Raw genomic sequence first — 18,177 nt, forward strand, 5'->3', positions numbered from 1 at the left:
CGACGTCATATGGCGTCATTGCCGCATGAGAGCGGCATGAATTGAGACCCTGCGCCGAGGCGCGGGGCAGAAACGCGTTGGTACTCCGCCCGGAAAATCAAAATGGGCGGATGAGCAGCTAATGCGGCGAGTTTTTCAACGATATCGGCGCTAGGGAGACCACCGGGTATTTCAAACATTCGCTTTCATCAATCGGCACAAATTCGATGACTTCCGAGACTATCCCCGCATCGCGGCAACCAAAGCCATGATAGCATAAGGAAGCACACCCGCCTTCACCTTGTGTGCCCCCTTCGATCCACGCAACTTTACGGACGCGATCTTGAAACTTCCAAAAGAAGGTACGCTCCGATTGCAGTGACAGATTCAAGCGGACGTTACTCGTCGAGCAGTTCGGCTCAGGAGCGCGGGCTTTGCAAAGCTACAACGGCAGTGCGCGATGGGACGCGAACGGATGGGCTATGCGCACGGCGAAGTATGCTGGACGCCTTTCCCGTGTCCCGAAATCATCCGTAGATAAAGGCCGAAAGTTCATCCGGCGTCCCGTCGGGGAATGAGCTTTTCAAATGGTCGAGAAAGGCGGAGACGCGCGCGTTGAGCAGGCGTAGCGAACGATCCGCCTCTCATGCTGCAGCCTGCCCATGATAATTTCGGGTGCATGCCGCATTCCCCTATCGTTCCTGTTCGTCCCGATCGCGTTTTTGCTCGGCCTCGTGCTGAAGCTCTTCCGATCTCGGCACGAGCTGTTTGGCAGGGACGGTTCGATTTTCGCCGCCACTTCCATGCAGCGACGCGTCTTGTTCACCGTAACCATTTGCGCGTCCAGCTCGGTCATCGTCGGCGCGGTCCTTCGCCCGATTGCGCGAGCGCTCGGCCGCTGCGATTGCCACACGCAGTTCTTCGTCAGCCTCTGCAATCTCGCGCAGATAGCTATTGCCCGAGGCGCCGAGCTCGGCTGCCGTCGCCATCTCAAAGTTCAAGCTCGCCTGCAAGGACGCCTTATCGGCTCGAATTTCGTCATCGTCAGCCAATTCGATCCGCTCGCGATAATATTCGACCTCGACCATGATGTTGTTTCCAACCTCGACGGCTTCGGGCCCGTGGCGTGCAACAGCCTCATCCCACTGACGATTGGCGTCGTCCGGTCTGGCCGACCCGCTGCTTGGCGCGCGATCCTCAACCTGCTCCGCCAGTTCCATCATCTCGCGACGAACATCGACGTGCTCCCGGGCGGCCGCGGCAATTTCCTCGAAATTGCTCCGATCATCCCGCGGCATGATCCGCTCCGCCTGGAAAAGGGCGGTCTCAACGCGTTTTTCGTACGCCTCGAATTCCGATCGTGTCATGGTGCTCATGTTTTCGATCTCCGCAACCTCAAAAATACTAACCAATTTGGTTTGGAATTGCGAGCCGTTTTCGCGCTCGCCCGATTGCTTTTCGGCGACGAACTCTCGCCTTCCAAGTGCTGTATTAACCCGGAAAATCCTGCTTTTTGCAAATTCAGACGCGCCGATATCGTCACTGTCTCGTGCGAGGTCTTCCCAGGCACCGTGAACTGTTTCAGTATAGGCTTGGCTTTTTGAGGTTCTCGTTGAGGTCACGACCTCGCGCCGTTTTCTATCGTATCGGCGCGCAGCGCTATCGGACGTTCCCACATGCTCGGTGCGGCCTTCCCGGTTGATCGGGCGAACCTGATTTTTGGTATAGGAGGCAGCATTCGCCTGATCACGGCGATCGGTCATTTCCATCCGTATACCATGCTCGCGGGCATGCTGCGCCAAACCTTCGCGCCAGCGCCGGAAAGATGCGATCGATGTCTCGACACGTTCGCCGTCCTCGGATCGCATGGCAACGATTGCGTGAACATGGACGTGCGGTCGCTTACCGCCGGCCGACTCGGTTTTGGGATCCTGACCTGGATCATGAAGAGAGAAAACGTACCGGTGCTGACCAAACTCCGCCGCCAGGAACTCTCGGGCCGCCGCGCGAAAAGCCTCGACATCGGTTCCGGCCCTCGCGGACATGACAAGGTGCATTACATCGCGCGGCTTGCGGCTATGCAGTTCGCCCCTCCACTGCAGTTGCACCAGATCGCCCGCCAGTTTGGCGTCCGTTATCGTCTCCCCGCGATTGTCTCGAACGCCACCGTCAGCTCGCTCGACGAGTTTGCGCAAACGTGCGGTCCCATATTCGACGCCATTGCCATAGCCGGTAAAATGGAACTCGGCCGATCGGCCCCCGTTTTCCGACATTCGCGCCTGAACGATCTCTTGCGCCTTTTCATCAGCTGTCAGCCGCTCGCCGGCCCGGTCTCGCAAGACGGCAACACCATCGATCCGGTAATGGTCCTGACGCTCTTGCACGGCGAATGCAAACGAGCGCTTTCCCAGCGCCGTACTCACGATATCGCGGGCCCACGCGTCCAGCGCCTGCCCTTCATCGGGCCTCCGCTTGACGTCGATACGAAATGTCCCGATGTCGCGGCTCTCGGCACGGTTGCCCATCAGGTGCGCCCAGTCCTCAGAAAGGCCCGCGACCGCCCCCCGGCCGCGCAGTTCTTCGCCCGCCTGATTTTCCATCGCCACATCGCCGTTTCGAGAGATATAGCTCGCCATGGCGCCCAGGCGTCCGCCGCCGCCGAACGATGTCATCTTCACGACCGCGGGCTGACTTCCGCCGGCAAGTCCGGCAAACCGTGTTGCCATCGAACGCGGCGCCGGCCCGGGCCACGCGAGGCCTTCACGTGCGGCTCTCCCGCCGACATTGAGACGGCCGCCAACGCCGCCGCCTGAAGCAACTCCCCGCCGCCGGCGCTCTTCCTCCTCACTGGGAGAATTTCGGCCGATCAACCGCTCGTGCAGGTATGCCGCTCGGCGCTGCTCCCATTCCGCCGTAAAGGCGCCGAGAAAAATTTCCATCAGTCCCGACGTCCAATCCTACGGCCTGGCCGGCTGGCGAGACGCTGCAACTCAAGAGCAAGGCCCGCGACAAGGGGCTGCAGCTCGCGCAGGTCAGCGATGGCGTCTGCCGGAACGGAACGTTGATACGAGCGCCGAACGAGACTGTTGAGGTTCACTCCAATGGCCCGCAGGTCACGATGAAGAAGCTCAAAAACCACCCGATCGTCTTCCGACAGGAACGGTAAGATGYCGGCACCATCAAGCGTCAATGAGCGCATAAACGCCGACACCGACATCTCCGACTGCCTGGCTGCGACTTCGACAGCGGCGAGCTCTGGCGCGGAAAAACGCGCATGGACGACACGCTCCTTACGCTCCTTGACAGCAGGCACCGCAGGTCGTGACCTTCCATTTTCGACCATGCCGTCGTCTCTTCACGTGTTCGCCGCAGGCGGCATCGGCGGCCCGTCCGCCGATCGTCAGCAAATTTGTATCACAAATTTGCGTATCCTGCCAAACCAATATAACCTATTTCAGTTCATAAAAGCCAAACTTAACCTGGCACCGTAAAGGCCACATTCATACTCGTAACACTCATCGGAAGTTTGACCCTTCCACATCACATGACCAACTCGTGTGAAACATCGATAGCGTTGCTGGAAAGAGGAAAGTGAAAGTTATATAGTGAAAATTAGAGGACTCATGGGGTGCGGATGATCTTCCACAAGATATGAGACAATGCTTCGAAAGAGTGTCATCGGACTACCTAGTGGATGATCTGGGATGTGATGCACCCAAGCAAAAAGCGACTGGACGTCTGCAATTTTTGACCTATTATAGTTCATATTTCGAGCATGGCGCCGAAACAGTTCCGTAGCGGGAGAAGGTCATGCCTCGGACCTATGCAGTCGTCAGTAACAAGGGCGGCGCCGGCAAGACAACGATGGCGACGTTGATTGCCGGCGAATACGCTCTATCGGATCAGCGCGTCCTGATGATTGACGCCGACAGCCGTCAAAATCTGGCCGGCTGGTGGAAGCTCTGCCACAGCAAGGGCAATGTACCGGATAATATCGAGGTGACGATTGCGGCGACCCAACGGGCAATCGACGATTTCCTGAAGAAGCTCGCCAGCTTTTTCGATGTCGTCCTGATCGATGCGCCCGGTGTCGATAGCGTGCTGCAGACGACGATCATTCGATCGTCGGACGTGGTCCTTTCACCGGTACAGCCGGGCATCAAGGAAATCGAGGCCGCCGGCCAAACCGTCGCTGAGGTGAACGACATCAACGATCGCCTCGGTTTATCGATCGTGCATATGAACGTGCGCACCCGTATCACGCTGCCCGGCCGCAATCTTGAAGCCTATCGCTACATCCGGCCGTTCGTGGCAGGTCTTCTCGATGCGCACTACCATACGATGCTTCTGGAAACCGAGCTTTACGAACGCAATATCTATCGCGAGATCCAGAACGGCCTCGGGACACTCCAGATGCAGGACGTGACAGACTCAGTCCGGAAGGCGCGTCTCGAAGTAAAGGCGCTGGTCGATGAGATCGACATTCGCCAGGTGGCCGGACCGGCTGAGGCGGCGGCATGAACAAAGGGGCGATCGACTTCAAGCAGTTCTCTCTCGCGCCACGCCGAAAGCCTGCAGTTCAGGATACAAACGAAGGCCGGCTTGAGGTTGCCGCTGACGAGCAAGCCGCCGATTTGCACGATCAGGCTCCGGCGCCTCTCGACAATGACCGCGGCCGCCAAACGGCGCTTCCGCGCCTTCCCGAAGACGAGCGGCAACGGCGAAGCGCAAAGCGGGCTGCCGATCAGGACGATACCCGGCGGCGCCTGAAAAGCCTGAAGCGCGCCAAAGACCGCGCCATCAAATTTTACGTCAATGTGCCGCTGGAGCAGGAGATGAAGGCGCGTCTCGTGAGAGCGGCTCATGAAAACGAAGTGAAGATGACGGTTATCATGCAGGCTGCCATTGAAACCTATCTCGAAGACAACGGCTATTGAACAGCAGCATCTGGACACGCCGGTCGATCCGGCGTGTCCAGATCAAGCGCGCCGTGGGCCGCCTCAAAATGGGGGCTCGACCTCGATGCGGCCGTCGAGTTCGGCCCAGATGACTTCGCGCTCGGCCAGCGCCAGGTCGAGCTCGGCTTCAAGCGCCCGGCGTTCCCAGGTGGTTTCGGCGTTACGGGCTTCAGCGCGCAGTTCTTCGATATGCTGGTCGATGGTCATCGTCGTCTCCTTGACGTTTGTGGAAGATGACGGCGGCACGCAGGGTGGGGAGAGGCAGGTCCAGGCTCGTGGAACACGACCGGCGGAGCCGGCGCGCGGAGGAACCGATTTTGTCGAAGTGCAGTGAAACGGAACGGAGAGAAAATCGGAGGGGCCGCGCGGCCTTGAGCTGGCTCTTCCCACCCGGCACAATCGCCCGGTCTGAGCAGACAGGTTTCCCTCTCGTTGGGCACCCCTTCCTGCTTGCCATCGGCCGCTGCGGGCAGCCGTTGCCATGAGGCGGTTCCGGTTCGATAGTGTCGAATGCGATGAGGATCACCCGGATTTCGCGGGACTGCTGGCCCGCGCCTACCGCGCCAAAGTCCGACCGCTGTGTCTCTGCCGTGAGCAGGCGGCGCCGATGTACATCGCAGATATCGGCAATCAACTGGTCATCAAGCGCATGCCGCTTTCCGGTGAAGGCCATGACCCGGCATGTCCCTCCTATGAACCGCCCTACGAATTGTCCGGGCTCGGCCCGCTGATGGGAAGTGCAATCCAGATGGATGCCTCTCTCGGGTCAGCCTCATTGAAGCTTGATTTTTCCCTTTCCAAGCGCGCCGGGAGCAATCGTCCCGGCGTACCGGAACCTACCGGCGAAAGCGTGAAAGCGGAAAGCAGAAAGCTGTCGCTACGCGCCCTGTTGCATTTCCTGTGGCATGAGAGCGGCCTGACCGAATGGACCGCGCACTGGGCCGGAAAGCGCCACTGGTGGCAGGTCTATCATCATCTGCTGGAGGCCGCCGGCAACATGGCGGTGCGCGGCGAGAGCCTGTCGGAGCGGTTGCTCATTCCCGAGCCTTTCAGGGCCGAGGATAAGACAGCGATCGAACACAGGCGGGCGCAGAAGATGGCTGGTCTTTTCCAGCAAGGTCCGAAGCGCCTGATGTTGCTTGTCAGCGAGGTCAAGGAATTTACGGAGGCGAGAGACGGCCGGCTCGTGGTGGTCAAGCATATGCCGGGCTTCCGGCTTTATCTTGAAGACACGGCCTGGAAGAGCGTGCAGCGCCGCTTCGAAGCGGAATTTGCTCTCTGGCAAAGCGGGGAAAACCTGCACCTGATGCTGATCGCGACGATCGGCAGCGGCAAAGCCGGGATCGTCACCATCGACGAGATCGCGCTGATGTGCGTCAGTGAACAGTGGCTGCCGATCGAAAATGCTTTCGAGCAAAAACTCGTCGGGCGGTTGACGCGGTTACGCTTGAAGTCGGTCAAGGGTCTGCGTTTCAACCTTGGCCGAAACCGACCTTTGGCCAACGCGATGCTGCTGGAGACGAAACCGCGGCCGCATGCGCTCTACATCGTGCCGCCGTCGGCCGGCGCTGATTTTGAGGAAGCACTCAAGAAAATGATAGAAGCGCGGCCCGATCTTGGCGCCTGGGTCTGGCGCGTGGTCGAGGGCGATATGCCGCCAATCCCGACGTGATCGTGGCGATCACTCGGCCGACGCGCCTTCAAGGAGACCGTCGTAGACTTCGAGCAGTGCATTGGTGATCGCCTGGCCGAGTGCGGCGCCTGCCGCGCGGACGTCATCTTCGGAGCCGTCGCGGGCAGCCCGTGCCAATTCGAACCCTTCCTCACTGACGATCAGCTTTGCCACCTCGATCGCCCAGAGCCCGAAATCACCACGATTGTCGATCTTGATTGCCTCTTGCACGACGACGCTCCCCTTTCTTTAATGGTGAACGGCCTTTATCGGGAGAAAGCGCCGATAGCCAGAAATCATCACCGATGTGAATCGAACCTCAGTGATCGATTCAAAACTCTCGTTGGACGGAGGCGACCCAATTCGGCGACCTTGCCTAAATGCCGAACTATCCATTCCATCTCTACTGCCAGCGCATCGATGCCACCCGGAACATGGCTCGATACTACGCCATCTCTATTCAGCCGACATTGTTCGGCGAGGCCTCGGTCGTTCGTTCATGGGGACGCATCGGCAAGGCGGGCGGCGAGAAAAGCGAAGTCTTCGACAGCGAACGGGAAGCGGCTATCCACTTCCTGGCCATTGCACGCAGGAAGAAGACGAAAGGCTATAAATCGGTCGGTAGTTGTGGAAATCCGGCATGGCCAAGTGCTTTTGCTGCACCGCGTCGATGACAACGATCGTCGCCGATGGCAGGGATTCTCGACCATTAATGATGCGGAGAAGCAAATGACCACGACAAACGAAATCGCAGACAAGATTGCAGCGGAGCATGGTCTCACCAAGGCGCAGGGCAAGATGATCATCGAGGCGGTGATCGCCTCCATCACCGAGGCTGCGGTTGCCGGCAACGAGACCTCGCTGCCGGGCTTCGGCAAGTTCAAGGTCAGGGCGACGCCCGAGCGCGAAGCGCGCAACCCGTCCACGGGTGCGACCATCAAGGTCGCAGCCGCCAAGAAGCTGAGCTTCCAGCCGGCCAAAGCGCTGAAGGATGCGCTTAACAAGTGACACACCGAAAGCCCCGCTCGGATCGAGCGGGGCTTTCGGGTCAATTCGTCAGCGGCGCGTGCTGCGCGACCAGATAAGCTGCAGACCTTCCTGCCCCTGGACTTCCGTCAGGGTCGCGTAGATCGGGGCGGGGAAGCTCGGGTCGTCGAGCTTGACCGAGATGTAGTCGCGCTCGGTTTCACGGGCCTGCTTCTGCCAGCCGGCACCGAACTCGACATTGCCGGCCAGAACCCTGAAGTCCGGTGCGTCGTCGGAGGAGCGTTCGACCCTGATAATCTTGGCCTTGACGTTGAGGTTGAGGGTCTTGATGGTGCCGGAAAAGCCGTTTTCGGAAGCGGTGAATGAGCCGATGGTTGCCATTGTCTTGATCCTTTTCAGTTGCTCGTGCCGCGCCCATCGCGGCCTCGATGGCTGTCGACAAGACCGGAAACGATCGGACCGCACCCCTTGTGGCTGAAACGAAGTGGAGGACGGCAATTAGCCGAGGCTTTCTTGTCTCGCGAGGAATGGCCGCAGATCCGGGGTCCCCACATGACCGGTCATATGGGGTGGGCGTGGCCAGGGGAAGAAAACGAGCAAGCCGTTGCGGGAAGACGATCGAGCCGAGCCCGCGAGGCGTTTTTTGGTCAGACAAGCCGCATCGAGACCGCGGTGGGCGAGCCGTAGCTTGAGGATGGGCCCGACCATGGCACCGTCAGCGTCCGGCGTGATTCCGGACGGCGTTGCCAAGCATACCCAGTATCGGGAATTGAAGGCACCAGAGGCTGGCCGCGTGACTTCGCTCCGATGTGCCAAATAGGAATTCAGGACGGAGCCGACGTGATCGGCCTGATGCCGGAACTCGCGACGGTGCCACCGGCTATGATCGGTTCACCGTCGCCAGCCTGCTGCTTGCCGCTGCATCCTTGACGGTGCGTGCGATGTTTTTCAGGAAGGCCGGGCTGAAGCTGCCGAGTGGCCTGCTTGTTTCGAAGTCGAAAGCCTTGTCGAGCTCGACGCGATTATATTCGTCGAGGATGATCCAGCAGGGAAAATCGAGGCCGGCACGGCGGCATTCGATCTGGCTGATCGGCAAAAACAGGCGATCCTCATGCGGGGCCTGCGAGGTGATGGCGAAGAGGAAAACGGCGCCCGGGACATCGGGCGTCCGCACGACGACGCAGACGGGGCGGGCCTTGCGGCCGCTTTCCTCGCCGGCATCGGCCTGTCGTTTCCAGAGATAATGGAAATGGACGACGTCGCCCGCATCAAACATGATCGTCCTTGAGCAGCGCGTCGAGGCCGGTCATCAGTTCTGCATGGACGGCATCCGGGGCATCGTCGAGGCCGTAGGCGAGCGTGTGCGAGCCGCCGAGGAGGCGCCGATACTGTTCCGCCGTCAGAATGACGAGTTTCTCCTTGCCGCGCTTGGTAAGCGCGACCGGCTCGATCAATGCTGCCTCGAGGATTTCACCGGAGGCCCGGTTCATATCGGAAAACGAAAACTGCTTCATGAGAACCTCCATTCACCTACGTAAAATACGTATTCTAGGTAATTCATGCAAGTCGGCTGCGACAGAAACCGACTTGCAACACGTCATGCCGCCATCTTGGCGGAACCGGGCTGCAACGCATGCAGATAAGCCACGGCCCTTTGCGCCTGCGCTGCAGCCTGGACGATGAAGCGTTTGTCGCCGCGGAGCACCTCAAGCCAGGACGCGAGATAGCTTGCGTGGTCGGGCCGCGGCTCAAGGTCCGGGACAATGCCGAGATCGGCGGCGAGAAACGCCGCGCCGAGTTCGGCGATCAGCTCCTCGCGCGCCCGCTCGGAGCGGTCTTTCGCGTAGCGGGAAAGATCGCGGTTCACGCGATGTGATGGCCCCGTCCAGTGGATTTCCTCATGGGCGAGCGTCGCATAATAGCTCTCGACATCGCGAAACGCTTCTATCGGCGGCATCTGGATCACATCCCGCTCGGGCGCATAGAAGGCTGCCGCACCACCATGGCGGATCGTTGCCCCCGTTGCCCGGAAAAAGGCGTCGGCATGCTCGAGACGCTCGACAGGCTTGAAGGCCGGCGTCTGCGGCGATGCGCCAAAACCCGCAGGCAGGCCTTCAATCTGCTCGAGATTGAAAACGGTATAGGCTTTCAGGAACGGGATTTCGTGCTCGACGTCGTCGCCGTTGGCGTTGGTCTCGGTCTTCCTGATGCGGTTGGCATAAACGACCATCGTCCCGGTCTCGCCTTTGCGCACGTTGCCTCCAAGTTCCAACGCATGGCGAAACGTCATCCAGGTGCTGGCACCAAAGCAGCGGCTTGCGGCCTCAGACCAGAGGAGCAGGACATTGATGCCGGAATAGGGTTCGCCGTTGAAGCGAAGCGGGCGCGACACGCATCCCGCATGCCGGGCGGCACTCCACGGCTGGACCCAGGGGCGCACGCCCTCTTCCAACTGAGCGAGCATGATATCGGTGATCCGTGTGTAGACGTCCGGGCGCACAGCATCGGTCTCGCCAGATAATTTCATTGACGTTTTCTTTGGCTTTCTCATCGTCTTTTCCTTCATCTTCGACACCGCGCCGATCGCGGCTCGTCACGGCGGTCGACCAGCGCGCGGGCGGCAGCGGCGCACCCGGCTCGTCAAGATCGTGCTGGAGATAGAAGGACCGCTGGGCCGAAACGACAGTGGAGGACGGCTTGTCCGTTGCGCCGCTTTCATGTCGCCCTCGGGCTAGACCGCAAACCGGGATGAGCCGCGCTCGGCGCCTGGGCCGCCTTGAGTGACACGAGAAAAGGCCGGACGAGGCCGGCCTTTCGAGATGGATCAGTGAGCGTGCGCCTTCAGTCGAAAGCCGATATCTGTAGTGACGCGGCGCGCTGGTCGATCGAGGTCGCGGGATTCGGCGAGCCGCTGCGCTCATAGGGCTTCCAGGTCTCGCCGGTAATGTCTTCGTAAGCGACAACGGCGCCCTCGGCCGCCATGCGCAGGACATGGGCCTGAAGCCCCATGACGGCGGCGAATTCGCGTTTTCTCTGGGCGCGGCTGTCGAAACCGACCGGACCCTCGAGATCTTCGTCGCGCAGATCGTTGCTAAGCCTGGCGGTCAGATCGCGTGCCTCGGTGACGGAGCGGCTATAAAACAGCCCGGCTCCGTGAGCCGATCCGACGAAGGAGCCGACGATGCGCTGCATATGGATCTGCATCGCCTTCTCGCCGAGGCCGTCCTTCATCGCCTCGGCGCCATCGATAAGCTGCTGGCGGTGCAGGTCGCGGATTCCCTCGCTGTCGACAACGGATAGGCCAAAGCTTTCCGAGATGCGCATTGCCTGGGCGGTGTCCGGGCAGGCATGCCGGACCATTTCGAGGGTCGTCGCGCGGGGCGTAGTTGAGCGATTCGTCGCAGCAGAACGGTTGAGCGGTGCCATGGTCGGTGTCCTTTCGGTCTGGTTGAGCAAAACCCGAGGTCCGGTTTTGGGTGCTGTCCCTCGGGTGCGGTCGACACGAACCGGCGAAGCGGCCCGGCCCAAGGTCAGGACGATGCAAGAGAGCGAGGTGCGGTTGCGGAGGTTGCGGGCCCAGGCCTGCAGAAAACGCGGCCGCGCTTTGGCGAACCGCGCATCGAGACTGCCGCAATGCGGCGCGGCACGCGGCCTTTGACCGGGCGCCGTCCGGTTCAGACCGCAACGAAGCCGAGGGTCAGAGCGTATGAACCTGTGGCCGATACGCCGCCAGCAGACCGGCGCGTCACCACTACCGTCGCGCCCGAGCCGCGCTTCAGCGGTATTGCCTACCCACAAACCGATCGCGTGGCCGCAAGGAGTCTGGCTGCAGCGGCAGCGCAACCTCAGGCACCGACCTGCCTAGATGATAGTGACAAGACACCGCCGGCGAGAACCGGCGGCGCTGGGCAGGCGCTAACCCGTCGTTACGCTCCGGCTATTCGGTCGCCTCGTTGAACCTGCTGTCCAACTCGTCGCCGACATGATCGAGACCAGCCGCGGCCGGGTTGGCCGCCGTTTCAGGATCGTCTTCTCCGGCCTCCACCGCGCTTGCAAGTTGCGTCATCGCCCAGGCTTCGGCCTCCCGGCGGCAGATACGATTAGCGACGCCGGATGGAAGCCTCGAAAAGTCAGCAAAGAACCTGGCAGTTTGCTTTTCTGACACATTGCAAAAGCTTGCCGGTGTCGAGCGTTGGCGGGACGTTGACGGCCCCATTCATCTCGCGCAGGTCATCGGAAACAACCAGCGCGCGCGTAGTCTCGAAAAGCGTCGAGGCGCTAATGCGGTTAGCGCCGCGTTCGTACGGCCCTCCCAATTCGCATTTCGTTTACCCCTTGCCATTCCCTCTATTTCCGCATTAGGTTCAGCAGACACCCCTGCCAACCACCGGAAGATGAACGCCATTCGTCAAGAAATCACACGCAGGACCATTCTCATACGAATGCTCGCGTACCGGGATCACTGCGATCAAATTGGCGCGCGAGGTTGCGATGGCTCCGTGCAGCCGCGGGCCGCGTTGGGATAACCGCGCAAACTGTTGCCCACGGTCTTGTGTTGACTGGCGCGGCAGGTTTTCGCAATTCGCGCCCGCTCTCGACAATTGGCGAAGGTGCTTGCCGAGCCGTATTGAGGGCCGCGTCAATCCTGCGTTGTCGTCCCCTGACCGCATCAGGCCGTCTTGATCACAGAAAAGGCAAAACCGGACAGCTCAGTTTATATACACCCCTTAAATGGGTTGAATAACCAAGAATATGAAATATATTGGTCCACCAAAGGGATCAATTAATGTTTCTCACTCTTGAAATCCATTTCAAAGATGAATGGCATCAAGCCGCGGCACTTGAACTCAAGAGCGACGCAGCCGGCTTTCAGGGTGCGTCGATAGTCGATTACGATCTCGATTACTTTATACGGTTCGCATCGGTGGATTTTGCAGAAGGAAACGCGGCAAGTGACAATCGCGCACTTTCAATCCGATATCCCGTTGACCTCGAGAATCGATATACCTCAACGTGGCCACCATTCCTGCTCGATCTAATGCCGCAAGGACATGCAAGGCGCAAGCTGGCAGAACATTTAGGCCTCAGCGAGGGAGCACGCAGCTCGGATCTTCCTCTGCTTCTCCGCTCTGCCGTAGGCGGAATAGGTAATGTCCGCATAAAAGAAGCCGCTGAGGCAGAGAAGCAGCGGCTACACGGTGTGCAGCGCCAAGGAGTAACAGAGGCTGAGATCCTTGAACGATCAGATCGTTTCATGGAAGTAGCCGATCGTTTCGGTATGCTTGCTTCGGGCTCAAGTGGCCTGCAAGGCGAATGGCCAAAGGTCTCCATGACCAAGGCTATCGATGGCCTTTATTATCCCGACAGCTTCGTGTCCGACGATGAGGCCGTGCGGCATGTGATCGTCAAGCTGGTCCGCAGCAATGAGCCCGTAGACCGGCTCATTCTTGAAGGCGAAGCCCTCTATTCGCAGATCGCTCAAAAGATCGGCCTCAATGTCAGTGAACCGTCGGCCTATGCCGAAGGCGTCCTGATCATTCCCCGTTTTGATCGAAAGAAGAGAGAAGGAGGTGGAACCGTTCGGCTGGGTCAAGAAAGCCTTGTTTCGGCCATTGGCGTTGCCGACTTCGGATATGTTGGCACGCATGAGGCCTATATCGACATTCTGCGCCAATATTCCGCCGATCCCCTCGCGGACGTCGTAGAGTACCTCAAACGGGACATCGCCAACCTGGCTCTCGGCAATCCCGACAATCATGGTCGAAATACCGCGCTCACCAAGTTCCAAGACGGAACTGTCCGTCTGTCTCCGCTCTTTGATTTCGCTCCAATGCGGCTCGCCAAGGAGGGGATCGTTCGCTCCACCAGATGGGCCACGATGCGAGATGCCGGCCGGGATCATTTCCCTGATTGGAAGAAAATTTGCGCCGAACTGTTTCCCGATCTCACTGAGCAAAAGATACTCGCGTCCGCACTTCTGACGTTTGCAGAACGACTCTGTGAGGCGCCGAGCATTGCGAAAAACCTGGCGGCAGCTCCAGAAATTTTAGAGCGCGCAATGGCACGGTGCACTGAAATCGCCGATAGCGTTTTGCAGGCGAAGCTATGATGCCGGAGAAAATCTGAGTGGCTCGCTGGAAAAAGCCTACAAAAGAACAGGTTCTTGAGAACCGGCGCACGCTTGCTGAGCGAGCTCGAACCGGTGATTTAAGGCTGCCCGGCGCAGTAGCGGCAATCCGGAAGAGTTTCGGCATGACCCAGGAAGAGTTTGCCAAAACGCTGGCACTTACGCGGCGTCAAGTTGCTGAGATCGAAACCGGCAAAGCAAACCCGACACTGGAAACACTGGAAAGAATTGGGCGCCTGTTCGGATTTTCGGTAGGTTTTGTGCCGAGGGCAGAGAGCCGTGCGAATACTCAAAACTAAAAGGCGAACAACCCCGTAGGAACGTTTAAACTTTTCGCGGAACTGATCGCCTACCATCTTGACGCCAGAGACAGGCTGACGCCGCACAGATTGATCTCGACCACGCAAGAAAGCGGTCCGAGGTTTGGGAACAATTCATCGCCGTACTTGGCCACAATCATCGTAATCTGATCCCCGGCGTGGACGCCGGGTATCAACCGGCTTCTACGTGATGGCTTAAACGACAAGTCGCCACAACTCTTACGCATGATGAAGGCAAGCCTGGTGCGCATGGCGGCCTGTAGACAACGTCATGGGACCTGGCGCGCGCGAGGCTCGGCGGCAGGATCAATCTTGACTTCGATCCCGGCCGAACCGTTGAGGACACGATCGAGCACGTCGTTCAGGAGTTCAAAATCGCCCATCCCGAAAGAGAGATTAAGGTGTCCGTGGAGATCGAAGCTGCGCCGCGGATCGACCATGTGCGGACAGGACAGATGTTCTCCAATCTCCTTGGAAACGCCCTAATGCACGGTGCGCCAGACCATCCCGTGCGGGTGAAGGCAATCACTACGGATAATCAATTCGAGTTGAGCGTCGATGACAGTGGCGAGCCAACCCCGGTGCAATCTCTCAACAAGCTTTTCAACCTTTTGACCGAGCGGAGGGTTCGAAAAGCCAGGGGTTGGGGTTAGGGCTCTACATTTCATAGATATCGCTCGCGCCCACGGAGGAACGTTAGCGGTTTTGTTCGACGAGAAAATGCATCGCTTCACTTTCTCCATGCCCATCGAGACTAAGCACCCGGAACGATTGGCCTGACACCAAGGCTTTATTGGCAACCGTTAACGGTTTCCGGCCCTGCCGGACGGACGTAGCGGCCACTGTTTTTTGGTTGAACGCAGAACAAAGCTGAATTATTTTTCGCCTGGCAGACAGAACTCAACTCACTGCTCTGCGTCTTTTTTGGCCGATTTCAATGCGGGACTTACTGAACTGTTTCATCGACCTGAATTCGCAGCGTCCGGATGTCGCGAAGACGTCTGACATGATACTAGCTCATGCGAAGTTCCTCGGCCTTCAAGCCGCATTTATCGGCGACGACAGAAGCCTTCTTCGGATCAGCGGGAGGCCCGATCAAGCTGAACTGATCGACGAATTTTTGTTCTTCATGGACCCCACGCAATACAGCCATCGGATTGCAGGCCTTCAATGAAACAAGGGATTTCGGTGTTTGAGACAAGAGAGGCGTCGATCCTATCGCCTCGCGACCTAGCGATCTGCCAGCGCGTTTTTGACCACGTTTGTGTGACGAAGCAAATCGCATTGGACATGCATCGAGAAGAGCTTGCCAAACGTATTGTGCTCGCATTCCGCAGTGGTCTGAGAGACGAGGGCACGCTCATTAAGGTACTGCTTGATGAAGATGGCGCCGCCTAGGGAGGGTCGGGCGAGCGCTCGTCAGCTGGCTTCACGCCCTTCCGCACGACGGATCGGAGCCACAATCCTCCCAGCATCCCTCCGTCCCCCGAATTCGCAGATGGCTCCATAGCTAATCTGAAGGAACTGTTCAGGGATTTCGGCGGTGCACTGGGGCCAGTCGTCGCCGGGTTGCGCAGTGATGTGCAGGTCCATCGCGCGGCCCTCCAGGAGGTGCAAGCACGACGCTGGATAGCAGACCGCCTCGTCTTGATCGGGGACGCCGCACATGCCACGTCTCCAAGCGTGGCGCAGGGAGCGGCGATGGCGCTCGAGGACTGGGTCGTACTTGCGAACATCCTCACTCCGATGAACCTGTCGACCGAGCGCTGGAGCAGTTCCACACCGTTCGTTCCCCGCGGATCGCGTTGGTGCTGGAGAAATCGCGGAAGAGAGACGGGTTGCGGACGGGATCGGGATTCGTCCAAGATTCGATGCTCAGGCTGTCAGGCAACCACATCTACCGGAAAACCTACCAATCGCTTACCGGGCCTATCGTTTGATCGGGTTATGAAATCCCAACGCCAATTTCCTGCGCGACACGCTCGACCTTGGCTTCTGTCTGCGACGTGCACCATTAGCCAAGGCAGGTTGACGGTCTCGACGATGCGAGGAAGACATTACGGACGTACGCGCCGGAGAGGTTTTATCTGTCAAAGCTGGCTCCAAGCTCCTACCCGTGTCACCGCCTTCGAAAGAGCACTCCGAATTCGCAAGACGATGCTGACGATCCAGCTCCATGCTTGCGAGACGTCTAGGTATACGCCGCACTTGTTCGGACGCTCTAGGCGACCGCGCGTCGGTGACCAAGAGGCCGGTACATGACGCTCTCGCCTTCCGCCACCACGGTGTGGATAAATCGAGTGCGACGAAATGGTAACAAAGGGCTTTGCACTCGCCGAAACGGGATCTGGTTTAAGGGGCGATAAGACTGTGGTCGCCAACGCTTTACTTAGGAGCAGGCGGCGGACCCCGGTGAGCGCTACAGCGAGCACTCGATGCTCCCGCCGGTTCCACGCCCTGCTGAAAGGGCCATCTTCCACTATCTACGTTCTGAAATCGAACCCCACTCGCCGAGCTGTGCAAGGCGTCATCTTCCGTCTAGGCCCGACACTGAGAGAGTAAGCTTGGATTTAAAACGGTGGCACCTTGTCGAGATCGCGAAACGCAAGATTTCGGGCACTGTTGGAAAGATATCCCCAGTCGCTCGGCGACGGCCTTTGGGACAGCCCTGCCCTCTTCCTGACTTCCTTTAGGCGCGCACCAATAAGAGCATCGACAGACTTAGTCCCGCTCTTCTCGTCTCCAAGCCGCCACCGCTCCTCGATGCCAAAATCCACGTCGCAAATTTAGTGCATCCTGGACAGGCTTCACTAGCCCAGGAGGACATTGGCCCATGTATGCTGCGACCATCGGATTAGACATAGCGAAGAACGTGTTCCAAGTATATGGAGCCAACGCCGCCGGCGACCCGTTGTTCAATCGACGGGTTTCCCGAGCAGCCATTTTGGATTTCTTCAGCAAATTACCACCATGTGTGGTTGCAATGGAGTCGTGCTCGACAGCCCATTACTGGGGGCGTTCGATATCGGCGCTGGGCCATCAGGTGCGGCTTATCCATCCAGCATACGTGAAACCCTTTGTGAATCGCGACAAGACGGATGCCAATGATGCTGAAGCCATCCATGAAGCCTTGTTCAGGAGGTCAATGCGTTTCGTCCCATTGAAGTCCACGAGCCATCAGGCGTCGACAATGCTATTCAAAACAAGAGCGCTCCTGGTTCGCCAACGCGTTCGTGCTGTGAATGCGCTGCGCGCCCACATCGCTGAACTGGGTATCGTGGCGCGGCCCGGGACATCGAATGTCTCGTCGTTGATCTCGATTGTCCGCGATCGACAAAGCAAGAGCTTACCGCCTTCAGCTATTACAGCATTAAAGATCATTGCCAGGCAGATCGATACCCTTACCAAAGACATCGAAAGTCTCGAAAAAACATTAAAAGGCCAAGCGAAGGAGGATGACGAGATGAGGAGGCTGATGACCATCCCGGGTCTTGGACCAATGACCGCTACCGCCATCAAGGCTTTCGTGCCAGACATTGGCGTCTTTAAATCTGCCCGCCACTTCGCTTCATGGACAGGTCTCACGCCCAAGTCTTTCTCTAGTGGGGAAAGCATCACGATCGGCGGCATAACAAAAATGGGGAATGCGGATTTGCGGTCGCTTCTCGTCACAGGAGCTATGTCGGTAATTCGGAACACGAAAACGGATGACAACAAAAGCTGGACTGCGTCCTTAAAGCGACGAAGACCGTTCAAGGTGGCGGCGATCGCTCTGGCAAACAAAAACGCGCGCACGATTTGGGCCATCCTTACAAAAGGCGGTTCCTACGAGACCGCGCCCACAAGAGCCTGAGCCGCAACGGATGACCGCATGTCGGTCGTCGATCGGAGTTCGAGATAGCGGAATGCAAGAGTAGGCAAGCAACACCGGCGAATACCATGTGCCCATGAGCACGCTCGAGTGACGGGTGCTTGCCCCGCGTAAGTCGCTGAGGCTCAGCGCGGGTTTCGCGTGGAAGCCGTACACTTGGTTGCAGCATTCAAGAAATCGCTCATCGAACTCCGATCGGGCGGATCGTAGGCAACTGCGGTCCGCCTCTATCGTCAAGCCAAGGCGTCAGAAATACGCAGTTT

The 18,177-nt window shown here is 58.7% G+C and carries 20 protein-coding genes; 10 read left to right on the forward strand and 10 right to left on the reverse strand.

Going from position 1 to position 18,177, the window contains the following annotated elements:
• Positions 1–671: 671 nt before the first annotated feature.
• Both AC1DIJ_RS29715 and AC1DIJ_RS29720 read right to left on the reverse strand, forming a co-directional pair.
• Positions 672–2,918, reverse strand: a complete 2,247-nt coding sequence (locus AC1DIJ_RS29715) for a relaxase/mobilization nuclease domain-containing protein (RefSeq protein WP_112445790.1) — start codon at positions 2,916–2,918, stop codon at positions 672–674.
• On the reverse strand, positions 2,918–3,322 hold the full coding sequence (locus tag AC1DIJ_RS29720; RefSeq protein WP_477831743.1) for a plasmid mobilization protein: 405 nt from the start codon (positions 3,320–3,322) through the stop codon (positions 2,918–2,920). Before AC1DIJ_RS29720 ends, AC1DIJ_RS29715 begins: the two co-directional genes overlap by 1 nt.
• A gap of 467 nt (positions 3,323–3,789) precedes the next feature.
• On the opposite strand from AC1DIJ_RS29720, the gene AC1DIJ_RS29725 reads away from it, so the two are divergent.
• The gene (locus tag AC1DIJ_RS29725) at positions 3,790–4,500 is read left to right on the forward strand and encodes a ParA family protein (protein WP_112390672.1); all 711 of its coding nucleotides are present in this window, start codon (positions 3,790–3,792) and stop codon (positions 4,498–4,500) included.
• A complete protein-coding gene (locus tag AC1DIJ_RS29730; RefSeq protein WP_112390673.1) occupies positions 4,497–4,916 on the forward strand; it encodes a hypothetical protein in 420 nt (139 codons plus the stop codon). Before AC1DIJ_RS29725 ends, AC1DIJ_RS29730 begins: the two co-directional genes overlap by 4 nt.
• Before the next feature lie 63 nt (positions 4,917–4,979).
• Here the strand turns inward: AC1DIJ_RS29730 and AC1DIJ_RS29735 are convergent, their stop codons facing one another.
• Entirely contained in the window at positions 4,980–5,144 is a 165-nt protein-coding gene (locus AC1DIJ_RS29735) for a hypothetical protein (protein WP_310301170.1), read from the reverse strand.
• 274 nt (positions 5,145–5,418) lie between these two features.
• Here AC1DIJ_RS29735 and AC1DIJ_RS29740 point away from each other — a divergent pair, with 274 nt between their 5' ends.
• Positions 5,419–6,609, forward strand: coding sequence for a DUF1173 domain-containing protein (locus AC1DIJ_RS29740; RefSeq protein ID WP_112390674.1), 1,191 nt, complete (start codon positions 5,419–5,421; stop codon positions 6,607–6,609).
• Between the two features lie 9 nt (positions 6,610–6,618).
• Here the strand turns inward: AC1DIJ_RS29740 and AC1DIJ_RS29745 are convergent, their stop codons facing one another.
• Positions 6,619–6,840, reverse strand: coding sequence for a hypothetical protein (locus AC1DIJ_RS29745; RefSeq protein WP_112390675.1), 222 nt, complete (start codon positions 6,838–6,840; stop codon positions 6,619–6,621).
• Positions 6,841–6,989: 149 nt separating this feature from the next.
• Here AC1DIJ_RS29745 and AC1DIJ_RS29750 point away from each other — a divergent pair, with 149 nt between their 5' ends.
• Entirely contained in the window at positions 6,990–7,283 is a 294-nt protein-coding gene (locus AC1DIJ_RS29750) for a WGR domain-containing protein (RefSeq protein WP_112390676.1), read from the forward strand.
• A gap of 55 nt (positions 7,284–7,338) precedes the next feature.
• Positions 7,339–7,617, forward strand: a complete 279-nt coding sequence (locus AC1DIJ_RS29755; protein ID WP_112390677.1) for an HU family DNA-binding protein — start codon at positions 7,339–7,341, stop codon at positions 7,615–7,617.
• 48 nt (positions 7,618–7,665) lie between these two features.
• Here the strand turns inward: AC1DIJ_RS29755 and AC1DIJ_RS29760 are convergent, their stop codons facing one another.
• The 6 genes from AC1DIJ_RS29760 to AC1DIJ_RS29785 all read right to left on the reverse strand — a co-directional run bounded on the left by AC1DIJ_RS29760 (position 7,666) and on the right by AC1DIJ_RS29785 (position 11,662).
• Positions 7,666–7,977, reverse strand: a complete 312-nt coding sequence (locus AC1DIJ_RS29760) for a DUF736 domain-containing protein (RefSeq protein WP_112390678.1) — start codon at positions 7,975–7,977, stop codon at positions 7,666–7,668.
• 499 nt (positions 7,978–8,476) lie between these two features.
• A complete protein-coding gene (locus AC1DIJ_RS29765) occupies positions 8,477–8,872 on the reverse strand; it encodes a hypothetical protein (protein ID WP_112390679.1) in 396 nt (131 codons plus the stop codon).
• Positions 8,865–9,110, reverse strand: coding sequence for a type II toxin-antitoxin system prevent-host-death family antitoxin (locus tag AC1DIJ_RS29770; protein WP_112390680.1), 246 nt, complete (start codon positions 9,108–9,110; stop codon positions 8,865–8,867). The genes AC1DIJ_RS29765 and AC1DIJ_RS29770 overlap by 8 nt, the downstream gene beginning before the upstream one ends.
• An 83-nt stretch (positions 9,111–9,193) precedes the next feature.
• The gene (locus AC1DIJ_RS29775) at positions 9,194–10,123 is read right to left on the reverse strand and encodes a zincin-like metallopeptidase domain-containing protein (RefSeq protein ID WP_112390681.1); all 930 of its coding nucleotides are present in this window, start codon (positions 10,121–10,123) and stop codon (positions 9,194–9,196) included.
• Between the two features lie 314 nt (positions 10,124–10,437).
• A complete protein-coding gene (locus tag AC1DIJ_RS29780; protein ID WP_112390682.1) occupies positions 10,438–11,022 on the reverse strand; it encodes a hypothetical protein in 585 nt (194 codons plus the stop codon).
• 511 nt (positions 11,023–11,533) lie between these two features.
• Complete coding sequence (locus AC1DIJ_RS29785) at positions 11,534–11,662, reverse strand: hypothetical protein (RefSeq protein ID WP_310301160.1); 129 nt, start codon at positions 11,660–11,662, stop codon at positions 11,534–11,536.
• Between the two features lie 720 nt (positions 11,663–12,382).
• On the opposite strand from AC1DIJ_RS29785, the gene AC1DIJ_RS29790 reads away from it, so the two are divergent.
• From AC1DIJ_RS29790 to AC1DIJ_RS29810, 5 genes are all read left to right on the forward strand, one after another.
• Complete coding sequence (locus tag AC1DIJ_RS29790; RefSeq protein ID WP_112390683.1) at positions 12,383–13,705, forward strand: type II toxin-antitoxin system HipA family toxin; 1,323 nt, start codon at positions 12,383–12,385, stop codon at positions 13,703–13,705.
• 17 nt (positions 13,706–13,722) lie between these two features.
• Positions 13,723–14,022 (forward strand): helix-turn-helix transcriptional regulator, encoded by a 300-nt coding sequence (locus tag AC1DIJ_RS29795; RefSeq protein ID WP_112390684.1) that lies wholly within the window; start codon positions 13,723–13,725, stop codon positions 14,020–14,022.
• A 461-nt stretch (positions 14,023–14,483) separates the two neighbouring features.
• The gene (locus AC1DIJ_RS29800; RefSeq protein ID WP_112390685.1) at positions 14,484–14,696 is read left to right on the forward strand and encodes an ATP-binding protein; all 213 of its coding nucleotides are present in this window, start codon (positions 14,484–14,486) and stop codon (positions 14,694–14,696) included.
• A gap of 928 nt (positions 14,697–15,624) precedes the next feature.
• Complete coding sequence (locus AC1DIJ_RS29805; RefSeq protein ID WP_162706091.1) at positions 15,625–16,305, forward strand: FAD-dependent monooxygenase; 681 nt, start codon at positions 15,625–15,627, stop codon at positions 16,303–16,305.
• Between the two features lie 571 nt (positions 16,306–16,876).
• Complete coding sequence (locus AC1DIJ_RS29810; RefSeq protein ID WP_112390689.1) at positions 16,877–17,896, forward strand: IS110 family RNA-guided transposase; 1,020 nt, start codon at positions 16,877–16,879, stop codon at positions 17,894–17,896.
• Positions 17,897–18,177 lie beyond the last annotated feature (281 nt).

The organism is Rhizobium sp. 10N427 (assembly GCF_056394605.1).